The sequence below is a fragment of the Streptomyces sp. FIT100 genome, from assembly GCF_024584805.1.
In the GTDB taxonomy this organism is placed as follows: Bacteria; Actinomycetota; Actinomycetes; order Streptomycetales; family Streptomycetaceae; genus Streptomyces.
On the sequence record NZ_CP075715.1, the window covers coordinates 4,407,312 to 4,425,463 of the forward strand.

Consider the following 18,152-nt stretch of genomic DNA (forward strand, 5'->3'; position numbering starts at 1 on the left):
GCGCGCTCGACGTACCGGCCTGCGTACGGGCACGGTGCGGCCACGGCCACGGCCACGGTCACGGCGCGACGCACTCGCCCTGCACCACGGCGGTCGGCCCCGGCACGCGGAGCAGGGCGGTCGAGCACGGGCGCGAGGTGCTGCGGCTCTCGCGGGCGAAGCGCCCTGGGCCGTGACAGGTCCGGCTGCGCCGAACACCGCCCCTGTGCCCCAGCCGGCCCGGCGGCAGGACAACTACTCCGGCAGTTGCCCCGGTTCTGCCGGTTCCCACGGGCCGATCGGCGGCGACCGGGAGAACCACAGGCCAGTACCCCTGTCTTCGGCCGGGAGTGGCCGCCCGGGAGCTTCCGGTCCTCTGGTGCGACTGTAGGAGCCCGACCAGGCCGGGCCCGTACGGTGGCCGCACCGCAAGGCCGTTCCCCGTGCCGATCATGAGGTGACACGTTGCCGTAGCTCCCGGTGGCCTTCGCCGCCGCCCGTGCGGGGGGCGCGTTCCGAGCCCCTCTCCTTCGGTCAAGCCCACATCATCCGCGCGATCAGAATGAGGTGACGATGGAATCCGCGGCACAGCCCCCACTTCAGGAAGCTCACCGGAGTGCCGAGGTGGACGAGTTCGCGGTCGCGTTGTACGAACGCACCGTCGGACGCGTCGACTTCAGTCCGGCCGGGATCGCCGAAGAGCTGGGCGTCCCGCAGCAGCGCGCCGAGCAGGCGGTCGGCGTATTGCGCGAACTGCGCCTGGTCAAGCCCGCGGACGGTGGGGCGGACCGGCTGGTGGCGGTCAGCCCGGAGGCCGCCCAGATGGAGCTGCTGGTCCCCCTGGAGCGGGAGATCCTCGACAGTCGTCACCGACTCGCCGGATTCAAAGGTCAGTTGAGCTCCTTCGTGGCGGCGTTCGAGAAGCAGGCCAGGACCCGCTCCGAGCCGGTGGTCATCACCGACGACCGGGAGGAGATCGAGCTGCGGCTGCTGGAGGCAGCGCAGGGCTGCACCACCGAGGTCCTCGTGATGCAGCCCTGCGTGGCCCGCGAGACCCGAGAGCTGCGGCTGGCCCGTCCGCTGGTGCTGGAGGCGGTACGGCGCGGCGTGCAGGGGCGGATCCTCTATCCCCACACCGCCCGCGGTGACTCCGACACCCGCGCGCACCTCGGCGAACTCCTGCGTGCCGGTGGGCAGGTGCGCACCACCAAGGAGGTGCGCGACCGCTTCCTGGTCTTCGACCGGAAGACGGCCTTCATCCCGGCCGGCGAGGGCGACGCCATCGCCGTCGTCTACGAGGGCGCGGTCGCGGCCTTCCTGGCCGGACTGCACGCCAGGGTCTGGGAGTCCGCGTTCGACGTCGACTCCGGCGCGGCCGGCTACGCCGGGACGCTGGAGGACCTGAAGGCGACCCTGCTCGACCTGCTGGCCACCGGTGCCAAGGACGAGGTGATCGCGCGCCGGGTGGGCATGTCCGAGCGGACCTTCCGCCGCCATGTGGCCACGATCATGCAGGACCTGTCGGCCACCAGCCGCTTCCAGGCCGGTGTGCTTGCCGCCCGGACGGGCCTGGTCGACCTGGCCCTGAGGAGCGCCGCATGAGCCGGTTCGAGCAGCTCGCGTTCACCGCCGCGGTGCGCCGGGTGCAGCAGGAGATGGGCAGTGCAAGGGCGGCCGACCGCCTGCGCGGGCCGGGCGTGGAGGCCGAGCCGCTCACCGGAGCCGCGGCCGACTTCATCCGCAGCCTCGACGGTTTCCTGTTCGCCAGCGTGGGCGAGACCGGCTGGCCGTACATCCAGTTCCGGGGCGGGCCACCGGGGTTCGTCCACGTCCTGGACGAGCACACCCTCGGCTATCTGGACGTCCGGGGCAACCGGCAGTACGTCACCACGGGCAATGTGCGCGGCGACGACCGGGTCGCGCTCTTCTTCCTCGACCAGGCACGCCAGACCCGCCTCAAGCTGTTGGGCCGCGCCACCGCCGTGCCGGCCGGCGAGGATCCCGAGCTCGCCGAGCGCCTGGACTCACCGCGCACCGAGGGCACGGTCGAACAGCTGGTCACCATCCGGGTCGAGGGCTTCGCCTGGAACTGCCCCAACCACATCACTCCTCGCTTCAGCCGGCGTGAGGTCTCCGACGCCCTGGCCCCGTTGCGCGACCGCCTCGCGCAGCTGGAGCAGGAGAACGCCACCCTGCGCGCGGAACTCGCCGCGCACCTCGACGCGGTCCGGCCGGACCCACCCGGCACCCGGCCACCACATCCCTGAGGGAGCCTGATGTCCGCCGTTCCCCCGTAAAGAACCGACCCGCCCGCTGGCCGAATTCGGCAGCCGCTTTCGGGCGTTGAGGAACCTGTACGGGAATTCCTACTCTGGAATCGGAAAAGAGCCCCCGAAGCGAACGGAGACATCGCGCGATGGTCAGCGATGTGATCGACCGAAATGACCGGTTCCGGGGAATCCTGGACCGACTCGCCACCAAGTCGATCGACGACTACTACAACCCGTACCGACTCTTCGAGTGGCCGGACCGACTCCCGGAGGACATGTGGTGGATGAGCCCCGAGCTCACCACCACGTACGGGACGGAATGGGCCGAGAAGCTCACTCCGCAGCAACTTCACACGCTTTCCAAGCATGAGAGCATCAACTTCTACAGCCTCAATGTGCACGGTATCCGGGAACTGCTCGTCGAGGTGGTCAACCGGATCCACACCGCCGGGTTCGAAACGCCGTCGGAGTTCTTCCACCATTTCATCGGTGAGGAGAACGAGCACATGTGGTTCTTCGCCGAATTCTGCCTCCGCTACGGCGGGAAGATCTATCGGCAGCCGGCCGGCGGGGAGAGTGCCGGCGGGGAAGCGACCGGCTCCGCGGCCAAGATCCAGAGTGTGCTGGTGTTCGCCCGCATCCTGATCTTCGAGGAGCTGGTCGACCACTTCAACTCGGCGATGGCCCAGGACGAGCGGCTGCACGAGACGATCCGCGCCATCAACCGGATCCACCATCAGGACGAGTCCCGGCACATCGCCTTCGGCCGCGAACTGGTCGACCTGCTCCACCAGGACCTGAAGCAGACCGCGACCGAGCAGGAACTGGCCGACATCTCCACCTACCTGCGCCGCTACATGAAGCACAGCTTCGACTCCCTCTACCACCCGCAGGTCTACCGCGACGCCGGTCTGGAGCGCCCGCACGAGGTGCGCCGGGCCCTGCTGGAGTCGCCGGCCCGGGCCGAGGCCGAGCTGCGCACCTTCCGCAAGACCGCCAAGTACCTCGAAAGGACGGGACTCATCCGATGAACCGCCTGACCGGGAGCGACGGCGCACCCGCACTGGCCATCCTCGGGCCGGGGGCCACCCGGCTCGTCAAGGAGCTCGACCGGGTCTTCGCCGGCTGGGGCCTCACGGCCGGCGCCGAGGAGATCAGCGCCCCGCCGCTCTACCCGGTGACCGACCTGGAGAAGTTCGACGTCTACACCAACTTCCCCCACCTCGCCTGGGTGGCCGGCTCGCTCGACCTGACGGACGACCAGTTCAAGCCGGTGGATGGCAGGTTCGGCCCCGGTGCGGTCACCGAGGCACGGTACGGACTGCCGCACGCCACCTGCTACGGCGCGTACCTCTTCCACGAGGGCGACCAGGTCGCCGACGACGCGCTGGTGACCCTGGTCAACCGCTGCTTCCGCAACGAGGACCACTACGGCGGGCTGCGTCGCCTGGCCAGCTTCCAGATGCGCGAGATCGTCGCACTCGGCAGCTTCGAGCACACCCAGCAGGTGCTGGCCCGCTTCACCGAGCGGATCCAGTCCTTCGCCGCCGCGCTCGGGATCGACCTGGGCAAGGTGGCGGCCGGCGACCCGTTCTTCCGCAACGACAACGGCCGCGCCCTGATGCAGAAGCTCAGCCCGGTCAAGTACGAGTTCCAGTACGGCGACCTGGCGATCGCCTCGGTCAACACCCACCGCAACTTCTTCGGCGAGCGGTGCGGCATCCGGCTGGAGTCCGGCGAGCACGCCTACACCTCCTGCGTGGCCTTCGGTCTCGAGCGGTGGCTCGCCGTCCTGACCGAGCACTTCGAGGGGGACCTCGACGCCGCGCTGGCCGCCGTGCACGCCTCCGCCGACCCGTCGTGACCCAGCCCCTGATCGGTGTCGACCTCGTACCGCTCTCCCGGGTGCGCGAGCTGCTGGATCCCGGGATCGGGCCGGTGCTCAGACGCTGCCTCTCCGCCGAGGAACTGGCCGTCTGCCGGACCCCGGACGGCGCACCCGACCAGGCGGGCATCGCCGGACGGCTGGCCGCCAAGGAGGCCGTCTTCAAGCTCCTCGGCGCCGTCGGAAGGCCGGTTCCCTGGCAGGGCATCGAGGTCCTGCGCGGTCCCGGCGGCCGACCGGGGATCCGACTCTCAGGCGGAGCCGCCGAGTTGGCAAGGAACGCCGGGCTCGGCCCGATCGACGTCAGCATCAGCCATGACGCCGGGTTCGCGATCGCCGTCGCGACCGCCTCCACCTCTCTCGACCATCCCATCGTGCTGGATCAGCGACTCTGAAGGGAATGCCATGAGTTCCGCAGGTATCGACAAGGTCCGGGACTGGATCCTCGGCCGCCACCCCGAGCGCACCGAGCTCGCCTCCGACGTCGACCTCATCGAGAGCCGGCTGGTCGACTCGCTGGCCTTCGTCGAACTCGTCTACACCATCGAGGACGCCGCAGGCGTCGAGATCGATTTCGACAACATCGACATCGAGGACTTCCAGACCCTCGCGACCATCGAGAAGGCGTTCTTCGCCTGATCCCGAGGAGGGACCTTCACCATGGATGCAGTCTCGTACACCGCACAGTGGATGGCCGCGGCCCGCGCGCAGGAGTCCGAGCGCGATGACGCGCTGTTCGTCGACCCGCTGGCCCGCGACCTGGCCGCGCCCAGGGGCTTCGAGCTGATCGAGCGCTACGACGGCGGCGGCCTGCTGCCGTTCATCTCCATCCGGACCCGGTTCCTGGACGACGCCATCCGGGACGTCCTCGCCGAGAGCGGGATCCAGCAGGTGGTGCTGATCGCGGCGGGCATGGACACCCGCGCCTTCCGGCTCGACTGGCCGGACGGCACCGAGCTCTACGAGGTCGACCACGCCCTGCTGATCGCCGAGAAGCGGCGCCGGCTCGACGCCCTCGGGGCCGAACCGCGCACCGACCGGCGCGAGGTCTCCGCCGACCTCACCAAGGACTGGCTGCCCGCGCTGGAGGCCGCCGGCTTCGACCGCGACCGCCCGACCCTGTGGGTCGCCGAGGCGCTGACCTTCTTCCTCACCGAGGAGCAGGCCGCCGGACTGCTGCGCCTGCTCGCGTCCGCCTCGGCCCCCGGCAGCCACCTGGCCTTCGACATCCTCGGGCGCGCCCTGCTGCGCAGCCCGTTCTCCAAGCGCTTCCTGGACACGCTCGCCGCCGACGGCACGCCGTGGATCTTCGGCACCGACGAGCCCGAGGAGTTCCTGACCGCGAACGGCTGGAAGACCACCGACCTGCGCGAGCCCGGCCAGCCCGGCGCCGGAGAGGGCCGCTGGCCGTACGAGGTCCAGCCGAGGGACCGCCGCGGCGCCAACCGGCTGTGGCTGATCCGCGCCGAGATCGTGACGTCCTGATGAGCCATCCGACCACGGACCGCCGGATCACCCTGGAGCGGATCGAGTCGTACCTGCCCGAGCGCAGCGTACGGATCGAGGAGCTGGGTGAGCGGCTCGGCCTGCGCAGGGCCGAACTCGGCGTGTTCCGCAAGTTCTACGGTCTGGACACGCTCCGCTTCGACCCCGGGCTCCCGCTGCTCGACCTGCTGCGGCCCGCCGCGCGCAGCGCCCTGGCCGCCCTGCCGGAGGGCGGCCGGGTGGACTACCTGGCCTACGCCCACACCACCCAGGCGGTGGCCCCGGCCGACGTGGACATCGCCCAGGTGGTCGGCGAGGACCTCGGCCTCACCGGCACCGGCACCGAGGCTTTCGGCCTCAGCCACCAGGCCTGCGTCAGCAGCCTGGGCGCCATCGAGGTGCTCGGCGAACTGCTGCGCGCGGAGGGCGCCGAGGACGCGTACGCCCTGATGGTCACCGGTGAGCAGGCGTACTCGCCGATCGTCCAGCACGTGCCCAACACCTCGATCATGGCCGACGCCGCGGCCTCCTGCCTGATCACGCTGGACGGCGACGGCGACGTGGTCCGATCCTTCGCCACCCGGACCCTGGGCGAGTACGCCCAGTGGCTGGAGCTGACCGCCGAGCAGAACACCGAGTTCGGGGAGCAGTACGGCAGCCGGATCGCCGAGGTCATCCACCAGGCCGTGGAGGAAGCCGGGGTGACGCTCGACGAGATCGACCTGGTGATCCCGCACAACGTCAACAAGCTCGCCTGGCGGCAGACCATCAAGGAGCTGGGGGTGGCGCCGGAGAAGGTGTTCCTGGACAACATCCCCCGCTACAGCCACACCTTCGCCTCGGACGTCTTCGTCAACTACACCACCCTGCGCGACGACGGCCGCCTGGTGGACGGCGCGCACTACCTGCTGGTCTCCGTCGGCCTCGGAGCCACCTTCGGCGCGATGGTGATCACACACCGTGCAGGAGGCGATGCCCGATGAGCGGTCCGAACCGTCAGGAAGTGCTGCTCGTCATCGAGAAGGCGCTCAGCGAGGTCCTGGAGCGGCCGATCACCGGGCTCACGGAGGAGACCGCGCTCTTCGACGATCTGCAACTCACCTCCCTCGCCGTGCTGGGCCTGCTGATGACCGTCGAGGAGGCGACCGGGATCGCGGTCGACCCGGAGGAGCTCGATATCGACCACCTGCGGACCGTGGGGTCCTTCGCCGACTACGTCGAGGCCGCACTCCGCGAAGGAGAGGGGACGTCATGAGCGGACTCGCCGTCCGGGCCGCCGCGGGGGTGCGCTCGCCGCGGGGCCGGGCACCGGGCGACGCCCCGGCCGCGCTCGACTACTACCGCGACCTGCTCACTCCCTTCGGTGAGAAGCCGGACGAGGAACTGCTGGGCCGTGGCGCGCACGTCCACCATCGCGACCTCGCGGACCTGCTGGTCGCCGACGACGGCGTCGGCCGGAGTCGGCCGGAGCTGCTGATCGTCACCCACGCCCTTCCGGACGTGGTGCCGTTCACCGCCGTCGCGCCGTACCTGACCGATCGCCTCGGCGGCCGGGCGACCAACTTCGCCATCGGCCAGCAGGGCCTGGCCGCACCCTTCACCGCGCTGCGGATCGCCTCGGCGTACCACGGCGCGGGACGTGCAGCGGAGGTGGTGCTGGCGGTGCTGGAGCAGACCACCCTGCCGACGGCCTTCCCGCTGGTCCAGGAGACCCCGCTGGTCGACTCGGCCGCGGCGCTGGTCCTCGGGGCCGCCACCGAGGGCGGACTGCGGTTCGTCCGGGCGCGCTCGGCCGGTTCGGCGGCGGCCGCGCTCGACGAGGGCACCCTGGGCCGGGACCTCGGGGAGGACGGCACGCTGCTGGTGCTCGGCCCCTGGGTCACCGAGGACATCCCACAGCGCGGCGCGGTGCACCGGGCGGCCCCGGGCAGCTACTGCACCAGCCTCTGGCTGGAGCTGGCCGACCACTGGCAGGAATGGCAGCGGGCCCACCGGCGGATCGTGCTGTGCGACACGGACCCGCGCTCCGGCCGCAGCCACGTGGCGCTCTTCGCCAACGGCGAGGGGTGACGGCGGCGCCCGACCCGCGCCGGGTCCGCGGACGCCGCCGTACGGGCGCCCACCCCCGGCGGCCGGCCGCCGGATGCCGGCCGCCGTACTCGCCGGCCCGGACCGGACGTTCGCCGTACTCGCGGGCGCGGACCGGACGTTCGCCGCGTTCGGCCCGGCTTTGACAGACATCGGACGAGGCAACCGAAGGAAAGGTTGGAACGAGATGACCACCGCTCAGGAGCGGACCATCAGGCTGGACTCCGCGAGGGCCGGGACCGGCCCGGCGACCTGGGGGCAGCGGGCGATCTGGGGGGTCGTCACCCGGCTCGGTGACGACGCCCCCCGGTACAACCTGCCGGTCGACCTGCCCGTCACCCCGCCCCGTCCCGTGTCCCGTGTGCTCGCGGACCTGACGGAGCTGCTCCTGCTCCACGACAGCCTGCACACCAGGTTCCTGGCGGACGGCGACGACGGTCTGGAGCAGGTCGTGGACGGCAGCGGCGAGCTTCCGGTGGAGATCCGGACATGCTCGGCGGCACAGGCCCGGGAGGTCGGCGCCGGGCTGCTCAAGGAGCTGGCCGGGCGCTCCTTCGACCACACGCGGGAGTGGCCCCTGAGGGTCGGCCTGGTGGAGTGCGAGGGCCAGGTCCACCGGCTGGTGCTGGCCGGCGCGCACACCGCGATGGACTACTGGGGGCTGGGCCGGCTGCTCCGCGACCTGGAGTCGATCGAATCGGGGGAGACCGCCGAGTCGCTGCGCGAGGCACGCTCCGCCCTACAGCCCCTGGAGGCCGCGGCGCTCCAGGCGTCGCCGCTCGGCCGTCGCCGGGACGAGGCGGCCCGCCGCTACTGGTGCGAGCAGCTGACCGCCGGTCCCCGGCGGATATTCCAGGACCCCGCGGCGCCGGAACTCGCGGACGATCCGAACCGGCTGTTCCCCAACGCGGTGCTGCGCTCGCCCGCGCTGGCGGTCGCCGTCGGGCGGGTGGCGGCGGAGCTGGAGGTGAGCGATGCCGCGGTGCTGCTGGGGGCGGCCTCCCATCAGCTGGCCAGGATGTCCGGGAGCAGTGACGTGCTCTTCCAGGTGGTCGTGGGCAACCGCTTCCAGCCGGCCGCCGCCGCGTCGGTCAGCACGGTGGCACAGGAGGCCCTGTTCCGTCTCACGGACGCGGACCGGGACTTCGAGGACGCGGTGCGGCGGACGCGGTCCGTCGCGTTCAGCGCGTTCCGCCACGCCGCGTACGACAAGTGGGCGCTGGACCGGGAGGTGGCGCAGCTGGTCGAGAAGGGGGAGGCGGCCGACCACTCGTACTGGTGGAACGACACCCGTGACCCGGGTGTCGGGCCGTTCGACACCGTCGAGAGGCCCCGGGCCGCGCTGAGCGAGCTGATCGGCCGGACCGAGCTGAGCTGGCCGACGGAGTTCCTGCCCCGCAAGAACGTCTCGATGGCGGTGGACGCGCTGACCGCCCCGGGTGCCCTGGACCTCGCCATGACCGCCGACCCGGCAGTCATCGGCCGCGACGGGATGGAGCAGTTCCTGCGCGGGGTCGAGCGGCTGATCGTCGCCGAGGCGATCGCTCTGGGGGACTGATGACCACGCCGTACGCGGGAATCGCCTGGACGGGGGCGGGCTACGAGGTCGAGGTCATGGACGGCGCGGGGCGCCGGGTGGTGGAGCCGAGCAGCTGGGGCGGCGCCCAGGTCGCCGAACTCATCGACTGGCTCCGCGGCCTGGACGACGGGCGGACACCCGCCGTGGTGCTGGACAGCACCAACGGTCTGCTCGACGGCCCGATGACGGCGGCCGGTCTGGAGGTGTACCGCGCGGATCCCTGGCTGCTGCCGCCGCGTCCGCGGTTCGGTTCCGTCCCGGCCGAACGGCTGGCGGAGCGCGCCTGCAGCGCGCCCGGCGCCCTGGCCCGGGTGACCGCCGAGGGCGGCACGCTGACCGGCCGCGCCGAGGAGTACTTCGAGGGCGTGCGGCACGGCGAGCCGGTCCTGGCGGCGCTCACGGCGGCCGGACGCTGCTTCGAGCACGGCAGCCGGGACACCCCACGGGTCGCGCTCACCTTCGACGACGGCCCCGATCCGGTGTACACCCGCCAGGTGCTGGAGATCCTGGACCGCTACGGAGCCCGGGCGACCTTCTTCTGCGTCGGCCACCATGTCGTCGCGCTCCCCGACGAGGTGCGCCGGATCGCCGCGGCCGGCCACGAACTGGGCAACCACTCCTGGTCGCACCCCTTCCTGTTCGACCTGACTCCGGATCAACTGCGCGAGCAGATCGACCGGACGGCGGAGGCGCTGGCCGGGGTGACCGGCGAGACACCGACATGGTTCCGGCCGCCGTACGGTGCGCTGAGCCCCGAGGTGCTGGCCGCCCTGGAGGGGCATCCGACCACCCTGACGATGTGGGACGTGGACGCCCGCGACTGGGCGAGGCCGGGGTCGGAGCGGATCGCCGCCACCGTCCTGGAGGCCGCCGGGCCGGGCTCGGTGGTGCTGATGCACGAGGGCGCCGGCGATCGCGGCCAGACCGTGCAGGCCCTTCCGTCGATCGTCGAGGGCCTGCTTGAACGCGGCCTGGAACTGGTCACCGTGGGGGAACTGTCCGCGCCTCCCGGCACCGACGGCACGCGGCCGCTCGACCGATGAAGACCACGATCAACGACTGAAGGGTTGAACGGTCATGGAAGAACGCTTGGCAGACCACCCCGTGGTGGTGACGCCCCCGCCGACGAAGGACGGGCCCGGCGCGGCGCCGCCGTCGTCGGGGGAGCCGGCGATCTGGTCCCGCAACTTCCGGTACTACTTCACCGCCCGCAGCGCGGGCCTGCTCAGCTGGGCCATGCTGCCGGTCGCGGTCGCGGCCGGTCTGCTCAGCGGCGGGTACGGCCTGCAAGCCGCGGGGTACTCGATGGCCTTCCTGGTCGCCCCGTTCGCCGGCCTGGTGCTGTTCGGCGGGGTGCTCGCCGACCGGTTCACCGCCCGCCGGATGATGATCATCGCGGACCTGGCCAACCTCACCGCCCACGTGCTGCTCGCCCTCCTGTTCATCCACGGCATCGACCACCTCTGGCAGCTGTACGCGCTGCTGGTGGTGGCCGGCACGGCCAACGCGCTGTTCCAGCCGGGCGCCTCCTCGACCGTCCCGCTGGTCTCCCGGGACGTACAGGGCGCCAACGGGGTGCTGCGCACCTCCGAGGCGATCACCGGCCTCGGCGGCCCGGCGCTGGCCGGCGTCCTGGTCGGGTTCGGGTCCACCGGCTGGGTGATGGTGATCTCCGCCGTGGCCTACGGGACCAGCGCGATCTGCCTGTTCGCGCTCCGGCTCGGAGTGGTGCCCGCCCCGCCGGCCGGCGAGAGCCTGTGGCACAACCTGGCGGTCGGCTGGCAGGAGTTCCGCTCCCGCAGCTGGCTCTGGGGCGTGATCCTGATCTGGATGTTCTACGCGGTGCTCTCCTGGGGGCCGCAGCTGTCGGTGGCCGCCGGCGTCATCGTGCCCGAGCACGGCGCGAGCGCCTTCGGTCTGATCAACGCCGCGTTGGGCGCCGGCACCGTGGCCGGCGGTCTGCTGGCGATCCGCTACAAGCCCCAGCGGCCGCTCGCCGCCGGGGCCGTGGCGATGATGGCCTACCCGATCTACCCGCTCGGCATCGTGCTCGGCTGGCCCGTCTGGCTGCTCGCCGCCGCCCAGATCGCGGTCGGGATCGGGATCGGCGTATGGGGCGTCATGTGGGCCACCAGCGTGCAGACCCAGGTGCCGGGCGAGGTGCTCAACCGCGTCCACGCCTACGAGGTCGCGGGTTCCGTCGGCATGTACCCGATCGGCAGCGCGCTGGCCGGCCCCGCCGTCGAAGCGTTCGGCACCGACCAGGTGCTCCTGGTGGGCGTCGTGGTCTCCTTCCTCACCGCCTGCGCCCTCCTGGCCGCCCGCCCGATCCGCACCCTGCGCCGTGTGCCGGACCGCGCCTGAGCGACACCGGACCGGACCGGGGCCGGCGCCCGGCGGGCTTCCGCCTGCCCCGCGGGAGACCAGCGGGCGGCCCGGTCCGGCCTGGTGCGCGCCGGGGCGGCGCGGTGGCGCGTCGCGGGCCGCCGCGTGGCGGGTTGCCGCGTCGTCGGCGGCCCGTGCCGCTGCCGGCCGCCTGCCGGACCTGGTCGGCGGGGCGTCCGGGTGAGCGCCTCGACGGCGGGGCGGAGGGCACGTCTGCACACGGCTGCCGAGGGCGTGCATTACCTGGTCGCCCGGAACGAGGAGGTCCTGGACGCGCTGCCCGTCGCCCCAAGGGATCAGGCGGCCGCCTCGGCGCTGCCGCCGTGGCGCGCCGTGGAGCACGCCGCTTCGCGGACCTTGCTGCGGGCCCTGCTGCGGGAGATCGGCGAGGACCTCCACGGCGGGCCGGTCGCCGCATGCCCCGGCGGACGGCCGTATCTGCCCGATCGGCCCGATCTGGGCGTCAGCCTCTCGCACTCCTCCGGTTGGGTCGCCGCGGCCGTCGCCAGGAACCGCGACGTCGGTGTCGACGTGCAGACCCCGTCCGTCGTCAGCGACCGAGTGCTGCGGTTCTGCTGCTCGCCCCGGGACGTGGAAGTGCTGACCGCCATGCCCGAGGACGGGCGCAGACGTGAGTTCGCCTGGATCTTCACCGTCCAGGAGGCGTGTGTGAAGGCCGTCGGCGCGGGTCTCTCCGGCCGCCCCTGGAGCGTGCCGGTGGCTCTCGGGCAGCGGACGGGCGACTGGGGGCGGGTCCGCTGGTCCGCCCCCCGGGGCCGACAGCCGGTACCGGTCGGCTGCGCCTGGACCGAGCGGCCGGCTCGGGACGGAGACATGGCCGGCTGAGCCGGAAAGGGGACAAAAGTCCCTGGTCCTCGCCTTTGTTTGCTAACAATACTTTTCTGAGCTCAGAGCCGAGCTGCCCCCTGCCCCTGCTTCGACTCCGAGGTCTTCCGTGAACGCCCTGGACGCAGTGATCGTCGATGTGAACGGTCACTTCTGGACCTATCTGCTGATCCCCCTCGTCGTAGGCACGGGTCTGTACTTCACCATCCGCTCCCGGGCCCTTCAGGTGCGGCTCTTCCCCGAGATGCTGCGAGTCCTGAAGGACAAGAGCGGGACGGCCACGGACGGCGGGAAGCAGGTGTCGTCGTTCGGTGCGTTCACGATCTCGGCCGCCGCGCGGGTCGGCACGGGCAATATCGCCGGTGTCGCCACGGCCATCACCCTCGGCGGTGCGGGCGCGGTCTTCTGGATGTGGCTGATGGCCGTCATCGGCGCCGCGTCCGCGTTCGTGGAGTCGGCGCTGGCGCAGCTGTACAAGGTCCGCAACCCGGACGGTGGCGCGTACCGGGGCGGCCCCGCGTACTACATGCAGCGCGGGCTCGGGAAGCGGTGGATGGGTGTGCTCTTCGCGGTCACCATCACCGTGACGTTCGGCTTCGTCTTCAACGCGGTGCAGTCCAACACCATCGCCGCGGTGGCCTCCGGCTCCGTCCACGGCGGTGACGCGTCCTGGTTCCCCAAGGCCGTCGGCCTCGGACTGGTCGTCCTGCTCGGCCTGGTGATCTTCGGCGGGGTGCGGCGCATCGCCACCGTCACGCAGTGGCTCGTCCCGGTGATGGCCGTGGTCTACCTGCTGCTCGGTGCCGCGGTCGTGGCCCTCAACATCGGCGACGTACCGCGGGTCTTCGCCGACATCGTCGGCGGTGCCTTCGGCTTCCGCGAGGTCGCGGGCGGCGCGCTCGGTGCGGCGATCCAGCAGGGCATCCGGCGTGGCATGTTCTCCAACGAGGCGGGCCTCGGCTCGGCCCCCAACGCGGGTGCGACGGCGGAGGTCTCGCACCCGGTCAAGCAGGGTCTGGTCCAGTCGCTCGGCGTCTTCTTCGACACGCTGCTGGTCTGCTCGATGACCGCGTTCATCATCCTGACGACGAACCCGCAGCTGTCCGGACGGCAGGGCGCCGACCTCACCCAGACCGCGCTGACGCACACGCTCGGCGGCTGGGCGGGACACGTCCTGACGGTCGTGGTCTTCATGCTCGCCTTCAGCTCCATGATCGGGAACTACTACTACGGCGAGTCCAACATCGCGTTCATGACCGGCGGCCGGGCCGACCGGAAGTGGGTGCTCCCCGGCTACCGGGTGCTCGTCCTCGCCGTCGTCTTCCTCGGCGCGCTCGGCTCGGTCAGCGTGGTGTGGAACCTCGCGGACGTCTTCATGGGCTTCATGGCCCTGGTCAACATCCTCGCGATCCTGCCGCTCGGAGTGATCGCCCTCCGCCTGCTGGACGACTACCAGACACAGCGCCGCGCGGGCCTGGACCCGGTCTTCACCCGGGACCGGATGCCGGAGCTGACGGGCGTGGAGTGCTGGGCGCCTGCGGCGCGGGCCACGGGTGCGAACACCGGCGCGTGCGCGGGTTCCGGCCCCGGCGGCACCCGGCCGGCCGAGGATGCGGCGGAGCTCGCCGCCGCCCGCTGACCGAGTCGGCCGACGCCCGTACGGACCGAGGGCGGCACCCCAGCAGGGGTGCCGCCCTCAGTGCTGCCCCTCAGGTCGGCGTCCGCGCCCTCCGGCGCCCCGCAGTGGTCCGGGGTGCTCACCCCCCCCGAATTTCTCGCGCATCGGTCTGAAACATTTGCCGCGGTCCATCGCGTCAGTGAGGTGTGCAGCACACCAGGGCGGCAGGCGGCAGAGGCGGGGCAAGGGTGGGGATGAGACGGGACCGGACGGACGAGTTCCTGGATTTCGCGGCCGGCCGCACGGGACACCTGTACCGCTCGGCGTGCCTACTGACCAGCGGAGACACGCATCTCGCCGAGGACCTCGTGCAGGACACGCTCGGGCGCATGTACGCCCTGTGGGGCCGGATGTCCCGGATCGACAACCCTGCGGCCTACGCCCAGACCGTCCTCGTCCGCACTTTCCTCTCGCAGCGTCGGCGGCGCTCCGCCACCGAGCGTCCCCTCGGGGAGCTGCCCGAGTCGTTCGCAGAGACCGGCGCGGGCGCGGGCGACCCGGCGCTGCGGGTGGCGCTGCTCGACGCGCTGGCCCGGCTGGCGCCGAAGGACCGTGCCGTCGTGGTGCTTCGGTACTGGGAGGACCGCAGCATCGGCGAGACGGCGGACGCGCTGAACGTGAGCTCCGCCGCCGTACGGACCCGGTCCGTGCGGGCGCTGGCGAAGCTGCGGACGCTGCTCGGCGGAAGCATCGCCGAGTTCGCCGCCCATTGATCCGTAACCGTACGTACTGACCTTTCGTACCGACCTTTTCGCTCTGCCGCGATGACCGCGGAGGGCCAGGAATGGGTGATTGGCATGCCTTTTGAGGATGAACTCGGCGATGCACTGCACCGCACCGGCGACAGTTTCGCGGCCGTCGACCACCAGGATCTGGTGGCCGGCGGTGTGACCCGGGGCCGCCGCAGCATGGTGCGCAGGCGGGCCGCGGCGGTGGGCGGCAGTGTGCTGGCACTCGCGGTCGTCGCGGCCGGCGGCGCGTATGGAGGCGGTCTGTTCGGCAGCGAGGGTGCCGGGGCCGACGTGGCCGCGTCGCCGGTGACGGTGGATGAGCGGGTGCCGCCGGTGGGCGACGGTACCTCCCAGGACATCATCAAGACCCTCAGGTGGCTGCTGCCCCCGGGGGAGCTGACCGGGACGACGGCGCGCGGCATCGACGACGAACCGGGGCCGATGGTGTCCGGGGTGTTCGACGACGGGAAGGGGAAGGCGGCGGTCGGCGTCAGCTTCTTCCGCGTCATGCCGGGGAACAACGGCTTCAGCGAGTGCCCGGACAGGGCCCACGTCCCGTACGACGCCTGCACGGCCGAGACGTTGGCCGACGGTTCACGGCTCGTGGTCCTTCAGGGGTACGAGTACCCCGACAAGCGGGAGGAGACCAAGGACTGGCGGGCGACGCTGCTCACCAAGGACGGGCTGGTCGTCGACGTGAGCGAGTCCAACGCACCCGCGGAGAAGGGCGCCGAGGTCTCCCGCACCGACCCGCCGCTCACTCCCGCCCAGTTGAAGAAGCTGGTGACGGCCGCGCAGTGGAAGCCCGTACTCGCCGGGCTGGCGCGGCAGAGCCAGGGCGAGGGTGAGGGGGCGGCAGCTCCAGGCAACGCGGGGATCGACGGCGCGGCCGTGCGCACCACGCTCGTCTCGCTGCTGCCCGACGGGCTGGAGGTCACCGACGAGGGCGTCCAACAGAGCGAGTACGCGTACGTCGTCGCGGACGACGGCAAGGGCGGGAGCCTGGTGGAGATCAACGTCCAGCGGGACATGAGGGACGTCGAGGCGGAGCTGTTCCCCGCGGGTACGTTCACCACGCTGCCCGACGGGACCAAGGTCCGGTCCGTGGAGCAGCCCGCCGAGAAGGGCGGCGAAGGGGTCGTCGAGTGGTCGGTGGACACCATTCGGCCCGACGGCAGAAGGGTCGTGCTCTCGGCCTACAACGCCGCGGCGCATCACCAGGCCGCCACCCGTGATGACCCCGCGCTGACCATGGACCAGCTGAAGTCCATCGCCACCAGTGAGAAGTGGACCGAGCTCGGATAGGCCCGTCGGGCTCGGGACCTGACCGCTAGGGCCCGTCCCGGCCCGGTCGGGCCCGTCCGGTCACTTCGCGTCCGAGTACCGCTCCACCACCGCCGTCGTGAACGGGAACCTGACCGGCGTCTCTCCGAACGCGATCCGCCCGGCCAGGTCCCCGGCCGCGCGGATCGCTTCGGCGACCGCCTCCGCCTCCTCGGCCGGGCAGTGCACGATCACCTCGTCGTGCTGGAAGAAGACCAGCTCCGCGCGCATGTCCGCGGTGGCCCTGCGCAGCGCGGCGAGCATCAGCAGCGCCCAGTCCGCCGCGCTGCCCTGCACCACGAAGTTCCGGGTGAAGCGGCCGCGGGCCCGTGCGTTCGTCGAGGCGTATCCGGGCACGAACTCGCCCGGGGCGGCGGTGTCCTCTGCGGTCTCCTGGGGGAGACCCGCCTCCTCCCCGTCGTCCTCGCCCGCGCCGGCGGCCCGGGGGCTCGTCCGGCCCAGCCAGGTGCGGACGAGCCGGCCCTCCTCGCCCGCGCGGGCCGCGTCGTCCACGTACGCCACGGCCAGCGGGAAGCGGCGGCGCAGCGCGGCGAGGTTCTTCAGGCCGTCGCCGCTGGTCTGGCCGTAGATCGCGCCGAGCAGGGCGACCTTGGCGTGGTCGCGGTCGCCCGAGAACGCGCGGTCGGACAGCCGGGTGTACAGATCGTCCGGATGGCCCGCGACCTCCATCAGGCCGGGGTCGCGGGAGATCGCGGCGAGCACCCGCGGCTCCATCTGGTCGGCGTCGGCCACGACGAGCCGCCAGCCGTCGTCGGCGACGACCGCGCGCCGGATCACCTTGGGGATCTGCAGGGCCCCGCCGCCGTTGGTCGTCCACCGTCCGGTGACCGTGCCGCCCGGCAGGTACTCCGGCCGGAAGCGGCCGTCCCTGACCCAGTCCTGGAGCCAGCTCCAGCCGTGGGCGGTCCAGATCCGGTACAGCTTCTTGTACGCGATCAGGGGCGCCACGGCCGGATGGTCGATCTCCTCCAGCTCCCAGCGCCGTGTGGACCGCACCTTGACACCGGCCTGCGTGAACGCCTTCACCACGTCCGCGGGCAGGTCCGGGCGTACGCGCCGGCCGAACGCCGCCGACACCTCGTCCACGAGCTCGGCGAGGCGGCGCGGCTCGCCCCCGCCCGCGTACCGCTCGCCCAGCAGCTCGTGCAGCAGCTCCCGGTGGACGTCAGCCCGCCACGGCAGCCCCGACCGGTTCATCTCCGCGGCCACCAGCATGCCCGCCGACTCGGCCGCCGTCAGCAGCCGCATCCGCCCGGGGTGCTCGGCGGCCTCGTGTCTTCGCTGCTGCTCCGCGTAGACCTTCAGCAGACCCGCGAAGGGGACGGCCATCGGCTGGGGCTCGAACAGCGGGGACTGCGAGCCGGGGTCGGCCGCCCGCTGCGGGGGATCGGGCGGCACGGGCGCGTGGCGCAGCCGCGCCCAGGCCGCGGCCGCGGAGCGGGGCTCGCCGAGCCGCCCCTCGTGCCCGAGCAGCAGCAGCTCGGCGTCCTCGATGTCGTAGCACCGCTCGACCCGCACCCCGGCGGCCAGCAGCCGTGGATAGATCTCGGCGGTGGACCGCCACACCCACCGCCCGACCTCGGGCCGGGACCGCACGGCTGCGACGAGATCGGCCTCGCGGCGCACCTCTCCCGCGGGCAGCCCGTCCGGGCCGAGGGGGACGAGCAGCGCCCCGTCGCCCTCGGCCGGGGCGAGAGCCCACCGGTCGGTCATGGCTGCGAGTCTGGCACCCACCACTGACAACGCCCTGCGTGTCGCCCCTGGCGGGCGCGGGCCCGTGCCCGAACGCGGGGCCCGCGCCCGGCGCCCCGCCCTCGGCATCCGCCCCGCGTGCCGCCCTCGGCGTCCGCCCCGCGTGCCGCGCCCGGCGTCCGCCCCGCCC

Annotated in this window: 18 protein-coding genes; 17 read left to right on the forward strand and 1 reads right to left on the reverse strand. The window is 72.2% G+C overall.

Annotation, left to right across the window (positions count from 1 at the left end):
• Window positions 1-603: 603 nt before the first annotated feature.
• The 17 genes from KK483_RS19865 to KK483_RS19945 all read left to right on the forward strand — a co-directional run bounded on the left by KK483_RS19865 (window position 604) and on the right by KK483_RS19945 (window position 16,231).
• Window positions 604-1,581, forward strand: a complete 978-nt coding sequence (locus KK483_RS19865) for a LuxR C-terminal-related transcriptional regulator (RefSeq protein WP_262006552.1) — start codon at window positions 604-606, stop codon at window positions 1,579-1,581.
• The gene (locus tag KK483_RS19870; protein ID WP_262006553.1) at window positions 1,578-2,246 is read left to right on the forward strand and encodes a pyridoxamine 5'-phosphate oxidase family protein; all 669 of its coding nucleotides are present in this window, start codon (window positions 1,578-1,580) and stop codon (window positions 2,244-2,246) included. The genes KK483_RS19865 and KK483_RS19870 overlap by 4 nt, the downstream gene beginning before the upstream one ends.
• A 149-nt stretch (window positions 2,247-2,395) precedes the next feature.
• Entirely contained in the window at window positions 2,396-3,280 is an 885-nt protein-coding gene (locus KK483_RS19875; RefSeq protein ID WP_262006554.1) for a diiron oxygenase, read from the forward strand.
• Window positions 3,277-4,113 carry a hypothetical protein gene (locus KK483_RS19880; protein WP_262006555.1) on the forward strand — a complete coding sequence of 279 codons (837 nt, stop codon included), beginning with the start codon at window positions 3,277-3,279 and terminating at the stop codon, window positions 4,111-4,113. The genes KK483_RS19875 and KK483_RS19880 overlap by 4 nt, the downstream gene beginning before the upstream one ends.
• On the forward strand, window positions 4,110-4,529 hold the full coding sequence (locus tag KK483_RS19885) for a holo-ACP synthase (protein WP_262006556.1): 420 nt from the start codon (window positions 4,110-4,112) through the stop codon (window positions 4,527-4,529). The genes KK483_RS19880 and KK483_RS19885 overlap by 4 nt, the downstream gene beginning before the upstream one ends.
• Window positions 4,530-4,539: 10 nt before the next feature.
• A complete protein-coding gene (locus KK483_RS19890; RefSeq protein ID WP_030219305.1) occupies window positions 4,540-4,773 on the forward strand; it encodes a phosphopantetheine-binding protein in 234 nt (77 codons plus the stop codon).
• A 21-nt stretch (window positions 4,774-4,794) separates the two neighbouring features.
• On the forward strand, window positions 4,795-5,619 hold the full coding sequence (locus tag KK483_RS19895; RefSeq protein ID WP_262006557.1) for an SAM-dependent methyltransferase: 825 nt from the start codon (window positions 4,795-4,797) through the stop codon (window positions 5,617-5,619).
• Window positions 5,619-6,602, forward strand: coding sequence for a 3-oxoacyl-[acyl-carrier-protein] synthase III C-terminal domain-containing protein (locus tag KK483_RS19900; protein WP_262006558.1), 984 nt, complete (start codon window positions 5,619-5,621; stop codon window positions 6,600-6,602). The genes KK483_RS19895 and KK483_RS19900 overlap by 1 nt, the downstream gene beginning before the upstream one ends.
• On the forward strand, window positions 6,599-6,874 hold the full coding sequence (locus KK483_RS19905; RefSeq protein ID WP_262006559.1) for an acyl carrier protein: 276 nt from the start codon (window positions 6,599-6,601) through the stop codon (window positions 6,872-6,874). Before KK483_RS19900 ends, KK483_RS19905 begins: the two co-directional genes overlap by 4 nt.
• On the forward strand, window positions 6,871-7,689 hold the full coding sequence (locus KK483_RS19910) for a hypothetical protein (protein ID WP_262006560.1): 819 nt from the start codon (window positions 6,871-6,873) through the stop codon (window positions 7,687-7,689). The genes KK483_RS19905 and KK483_RS19910 overlap by 4 nt, the downstream gene beginning before the upstream one ends.
• A 205-nt stretch (window positions 7,690-7,894) precedes the next feature.
• Window positions 7,895-9,265 (forward strand): condensation domain-containing protein, encoded by a 1,371-nt coding sequence (locus tag KK483_RS19915; protein WP_262006561.1) that lies wholly within the window; start codon window positions 7,895-7,897, stop codon window positions 9,263-9,265.
• Complete coding sequence (locus KK483_RS19920; RefSeq protein ID WP_262006562.1) at window positions 9,265-10,329, forward strand: polysaccharide deacetylase family protein; 1,065 nt, start codon at window positions 9,265-9,267, stop codon at window positions 10,327-10,329. Before KK483_RS19915 ends, KK483_RS19920 begins: the two co-directional genes overlap by 1 nt.
• Before the next feature lie 34 nt (window positions 10,330-10,363).
• Window positions 10,364-11,650 (forward strand): MFS transporter, encoded by a 1,287-nt coding sequence (locus tag KK483_RS19925; protein WP_399014365.1) that lies wholly within the window; start codon window positions 10,364-10,366, stop codon window positions 11,648-11,650.
• A gap of 201 nt (window positions 11,651-11,851) precedes the next feature.
• Window positions 11,852-12,517 carry a 4'-phosphopantetheinyl transferase superfamily protein gene (locus tag KK483_RS19930; RefSeq protein ID WP_262006564.1) on the forward strand — a complete coding sequence of 222 codons (666 nt, stop codon included), beginning with the start codon at window positions 11,852-11,854 and terminating at the stop codon, window positions 12,515-12,517.
• Between the two features lie 109 nt (window positions 12,518-12,626).
• Entirely contained in the window at window positions 12,627-14,156 is a 1,530-nt protein-coding gene (locus tag KK483_RS19935; protein WP_262006565.1) for a sodium:alanine symporter family protein, read from the forward strand.
• A 233-nt stretch (window positions 14,157-14,389) separates the two neighbouring features.
• Complete coding sequence (locus tag KK483_RS19940; RefSeq protein ID WP_262006566.1) at window positions 14,390-14,908, forward strand: SigE family RNA polymerase sigma factor; 519 nt, start codon at window positions 14,390-14,392, stop codon at window positions 14,906-14,908.
• An 84-nt stretch (window positions 14,909-14,992) separates the two neighbouring features.
• Window positions 14,993-16,231, forward strand: coding sequence for a hypothetical protein (locus tag KK483_RS19945; RefSeq protein ID WP_262006567.1), 1,239 nt, complete (start codon window positions 14,993-14,995; stop codon window positions 16,229-16,231).
• A 60-nt stretch (window positions 16,232-16,291) separates the two neighbouring features.
• On the opposite strand, the gene KK483_RS19950 is transcribed toward KK483_RS19945, so the two are convergent.
• On the reverse strand, window positions 16,292-17,983 hold the full coding sequence (locus KK483_RS19950) for a bifunctional 3'-5' exonuclease/DNA polymerase (RefSeq protein WP_262006568.1): 1,692 nt from the start codon (window positions 17,981-17,983) through the stop codon (window positions 16,292-16,294).
• Window positions 17,984-18,152: the final 169 nt, after the last annotated feature.

Bases quoted from the DNA above. Each gene is read 5' to 3' on its own strand.
- KK483_RS19920 (WP_262006562.1), top strand. From the start codon at position 9,265: ATGACCACGCCGTACGCGGGAATCGCCTGGACGGGGGCGGGCTACGAG.
- KK483_RS19890 (WP_030219305.1), top strand. From the start codon at position 4,540: ATGAGTTCCGCAGGTATCGACAAGGTCCGGGACTGGATCCTCGGCCGC.
- KK483_RS19940 (WP_262006566.1), top strand. From the start codon at position 14,390: ATGAGACGGGACCGGACGGACGAGTTCCTGGATTTCGCGGCCGGCCGC.
- KK483_RS19950 (WP_262006568.1), bottom strand. From the start codon at position 17,983: ATGACCGACCGGTGGGCTCTCGCCCCGGCCGAGGGCGACGGGGCGCTG.
- KK483_RS19915 (WP_262006561.1), top strand. From the start codon at position 7,895: ATGACCACCGCTCAGGAGCGGACCATCAGGCTGGACTCCGCGAGGGCC.
- KK483_RS19910 (WP_262006560.1), top strand. From the start codon at position 6,871: ATGAGCGGACTCGCCGTCCGGGCCGCCGCGGGGGTGCGCTCGCCGCGG.
- KK483_RS19870 (WP_262006553.1), top strand. From the start codon at position 1,578: ATGAGCCGGTTCGAGCAGCTCGCGTTCACCGCCGCGGTGCGCCGGGTG.
- KK483_RS19900 (WP_262006558.1), top strand. From the start codon at position 5,619: ATGAGCCATCCGACCACGGACCGCCGGATCACCCTGGAGCGGATCGAG.
- KK483_RS19905 (WP_262006559.1), top strand. From the start codon at position 6,599: ATGAGCGGTCCGAACCGTCAGGAAGTGCTGCTCGTCATCGAGAAGGCG.
- KK483_RS19925 (WP_399014365.1), top strand. From the start codon at position 10,364: ATGGAAGAACGCTTGGCAGACCACCCCGTGGTGGTGACGCCCCCGCCG.
- KK483_RS19945 (WP_262006567.1), top strand. From the start codon at position 14,993: ATGCCTTTTGAGGATGAACTCGGCGATGCACTGCACCGCACCGGCGAC.
- KK483_RS19875 (WP_262006554.1), top strand. From the start codon at position 2,396: ATGGTCAGCGATGTGATCGACCGAAATGACCGGTTCCGGGGAATCCTG.
- KK483_RS19895 (WP_262006557.1), top strand. From the start codon at position 4,795: ATGGATGCAGTCTCGTACACCGCACAGTGGATGGCCGCGGCCCGCGCG.
- KK483_RS19880 (WP_262006555.1), top strand. From the start codon at position 3,277: ATGAACCGCCTGACCGGGAGCGACGGCGCACCCGCACTGGCCATCCTC.